The 3,430-nt window shown below is 56.1% G+C and carries 4 protein-coding genes; 1 reads left to right on the top strand and 3 read right to left on the bottom strand.

The features are described from left to right. The 3 genes from KKA81_16400 to KKA81_16410 all read right to left on the bottom strand — a co-directional run. Positions 1 to 343, bottom strand: a 343-nt coding sequence (locus tag KKA81_16400; protein MBU2652508.1) for a hypothetical protein, incomplete at its 3' end; no start/stop codon positions are given. Positions 344 to 552: 209 nt separating this feature from the next. Beyond that, positions 553 to 1,251 carry a pirin family protein gene (locus tag KKA81_16405; protein ID MBU2652509.1) on the bottom strand — a complete coding sequence of 233 codons (699 nt, stop codon included), beginning with the start codon at positions 1,249 to 1,251 and terminating at the stop codon, positions 553 to 555. Positions 1,252 to 1,322: 71 nt separating this feature from the next. Then, positions 1,323 to 1,751 carry a MarR family transcriptional regulator gene (locus KKA81_16410; protein MBU2652510.1) on the bottom strand — a complete coding sequence of 143 codons (429 nt, stop codon included), beginning with the start codon at positions 1,749 to 1,751 and terminating at the stop codon, positions 1,323 to 1,325. A 291-nt stretch (positions 1,752 to 2,042) separates the two neighbouring features. Here KKA81_16410 and KKA81_16415 point away from each other — a divergent pair. Next, the coding region (locus tag KKA81_16415; GenBank protein MBU2652511.1) for a right-handed parallel beta-helix repeat-containing protein at positions 2,043 to 3,430 on the top strand (1,388 nt) is incomplete at its 3' end.

Consider the following 3,430-nt stretch of genomic DNA (forward strand, 5'->3'; position numbering starts at 1 on the left):
GCGGATTGCCCATCTCAACGCCGCGCTTGTTTTGGATCACCCGGCTGCAAGGCACGGTCACTGTTTCGCCGTCGATTACCAGTTCGAGTTTGTCACCCACCGCAACATTCAGCCCACCTAACACGAGCGGTGCTGCAAACAGCGCAAAAATAGTATCAGCCGGACGCGTCTCCACTCGCCGTTCCGCACCGAAATCTACCTGACCGTACGAGCCGCCGATCCGGCGATTCAATTCGGCATATACGCCCGTCAGGCGATACACCGTTACGCCGGTCTGCTCGTTTTCGATAATCTGAAAACCGCTTCCACCGCACGACGCTACTATCAGCGCAAACGCCGTCATACAGGCCGGGAAAAGGCCACGCCGCCACGATCCCGGCTTTACTTCTCGCACCATGTTCTCCCACTTCGTCGTCAATCGCTTCGTTCAAACTACTTACTGGCGCTCTTGCCGTCAAGCAGCTAGTTACCGACCTCGCCCCAACCAAAGGCGGCCTGCTCAAGCGGTAAATTCGCTGCCTGAGCACCTGAAGTGCCTCGTGTCGACGGAGCTCAGGCCAGATCAAACAGCAGGAACTCTGCTTCCTCAATCGCCTTTAATGCGAGTTTGGATTCTTCCGACACCGCGGCACCGTCGCCGGCACTCAAGCGATGACCATTCAATTCCACCGCGCCCGTTATCACCTGCACCCAGGCGTGACGGCCGTCGGCGATCGCGTGCTCGACAGCGTCACCGGCCGGCAGAATCGAGGCGTACATCCGGGTGTTTTGACGAATCTTCACGGAATCCTCGGCACCGTCCGGCGAAACCACCAGCCGAAGCCGACCGCGCTTGGCGTCGTCGTCAAACATGTTCTGGTCGTATGTCGGCGTGATTCCCTTCTCTTCGGGGAGAATCCAGATCTGAAGGAGATGCACCGATTCGAATTTCGACGGATTGAACTCCGAATGCATCACGCCGCGACCCGCACTCATGTGCTGAACGTCGCCGCGACGAATCACCGACCCGTTGCCCATGCTGTCCTTGTGCTCGAGCGCACCGTCCACGACATAGGTGACAATCTCCATGTCTCGGTGCGGATGCGTCCCGAATCCCTGGCTTTCCTCAACCCGATCTTCATTGATTACGCGAAGATCGCGGAATCCCATATGCGCCTCGTCGTAATAGGTGCCGAACGAAAAAGTGTGATACGTGTCGAGCCAGCCGTGGTCGAGATGGCCGCGCTCTTTTGAGGGTCTGATTGTTACCATGCTACTGCCTCCTTTTATACCAATCTGTCGATTATCTGTTGTAACAAGTAATTTGCCAAAGAAAAGCCGCCTTAACGCCCGTTTCGGGCCTTCATCAAGAGTCGGTTCAATTGCTCCAAGTCCCGTTCGCTCATGTGACCCAGAGTCCGCCGGTGCAATTCCATGACCGGTCGGTCCAGTCCGGTCAACAACTTCAGCCCGTCCGGCGTAATCGAGGTCAAAACGATCCGCCGATCCTCGCCATCCCGATTCCGGGCAATCAGGCCATGAGCTTCCAGACGGTCGAGCAGCCGGGTCACATCGGGCACCCGGGTGATCATCCGGTCCCCGATCTGGGAGCAGGGAAGACCCCCACCGGCCCCCCGCAGTATCCGTAACACGTTGTACTGCGGTTCGGTGATGCCGTGCTCTTTGAACAGAGCGGAAAAAGCTGTCCGCAACCGGTCATAAGTCTGGGCCAGGTTGACAAAAGCGATCTGTTCGAGCACTGGGCCGGGCATGTCGACGACCTCTCAAGTTATTCGTTTGACTGACACTTGTTATAACAAGTAAGTGTGGCCGATTGTTCCCGCTGTCGCGAAAGAAGCATTTCGGTTGAGACCGGCTCTTCTTTCGCCCGAGGCGCCGGCGAACAGGAATTGGATTTCTACAGAGATCTTGCTTCGAAGGCAAATTGAGCGGCCAAGCGACATCTGCTCCGCTTGATAATGTATTGACAAGTAGAAGTTTGTGGGTTATTATTGACTGTATCATCCACGTCTATTCGTTCGTAGGGAGGAAGCATGGTCAGGGTGTCTGCTCTTGTGGTTCTCTTCATTTTTATGGTTGGGTATGCCGAGGGGGCTCCACAAGTGCGGGAGAACCCGTTGCCCTTGCCGGATTTTGGCATCACTCAACCGGCGTTGCAGACAGAGACGGATGACAACGCACCCTGCGAATTCCTCCAGTTCCACAGCCCTACATTGGCCAATGCCTTCAAGCTTCCGTCCACGTCTGGCGAACAACTTTACGCGGTCCGATTCTCCCCGGAATCAGGCTGCCTTTATCCGGTCGGTTCCGCCCGTATTCTCGTCTGGGGCGGGCATTACCTTGGCACACCCGGACTGAGGATCTATCTTTGGAGTGGCGACGGCTGGGGTTTTCCGGGCGAGATCCTCGATTCGGTCGATGTCCCGTACGAAGATCTCCCCGCTTCGCTCGACTGGGTGACGGTCGATTTCGGTACCCCTCCTCACATCTTTGAACCCTATGAGTATTTTTATGTCGGCTGTCGCATGATTGGAAACGAGGGCGATACGCTGCACATCATTTCCGACAATGCCGATGGCGGGTATGCCGACGATGATCGCGGCCTTGTCTTTTACCAGGGCAGCTGGATTACGATGGGAGATGCCTACGGCGACGGCTACGTGTTTTTTATCGAAGCTTCGACCTGCCACTTCAATCACGTACCGGTGACCGTCAACGTTCCTATCGACTATGTGACAATTCAGGAAGCAATCGATCATGCCTCCGATAACGACACGATCATTCTGGCCGACGGCATCTATGCCGGGACAGGTAACCGCAACCTGGTTTGCTACGGCCTGCCGCTGACGATCAAATCGGCGAACGGACCTGAGAACTGCATAATCGATTGCGAAGGACTCGTCGGCGAGGATCGCATCGCCTTTACCTTCCGGTCATGCGAATCAGCCGGAACGCTCATTCAGGGCATTACCATCCGCAACGCCATAAGCGACGGTTTTACCAGTGCGATCCGAATCGAAGATGACTCGCCGACCATCCGCAATTGTATCTTCAAAAACAACCATGCCCTGTACGGAGGCGGTCTGGTAGTCACCGGTCAGTCGCACCCGATTATCGAAAACTGTCTCTTTGTCGACAACTCAGCCAACTTTGGTGGTGCCGTCGCCTCCTACTATGGCGCCTCGCCCGAATTTATCAACTGCACAATGGTCGACAACGATGGCTACATCGGGGCCGTATCGGCAAGCAGCGATGCCAGTCCGCAATTTGAACGGTGTGTTCTTGCCTTCAACACCGGCGACATTGCCTTCAATCATTTGTACGACCACGACTACGCCGCCCGGCCGCATCTTTATTGCACCGACATCTTCGGCAACTCCGGCGGTGACTGGGTCGGCGCGATAGAACCCCAGCTTGCGGCAGCCGGCAA

This window comes from Bacteroidota bacterium, assembly GCA_018831055.1.
GTDB lineage: Bacteria > Bacteroidota > Bacteroidia > Bacteroidales > B18-G4 > M55B132.

Bases quoted from the DNA above. Each gene is read 5' to 3' on its own strand.
- KKA81_16410 (MBU2652510.1), bottom strand. From the start codon at position 1,751: ATGCCCGGCCCAGTGCTCGAACAGATCGCTTTTGTCAACCTGGCCCAG.
- KKA81_16405 (MBU2652509.1), bottom strand. From the start codon at position 1,251: ATGGTAACAATCAGACCCTCAAAAGAGCGCGGCCATCTCGACCACGGC.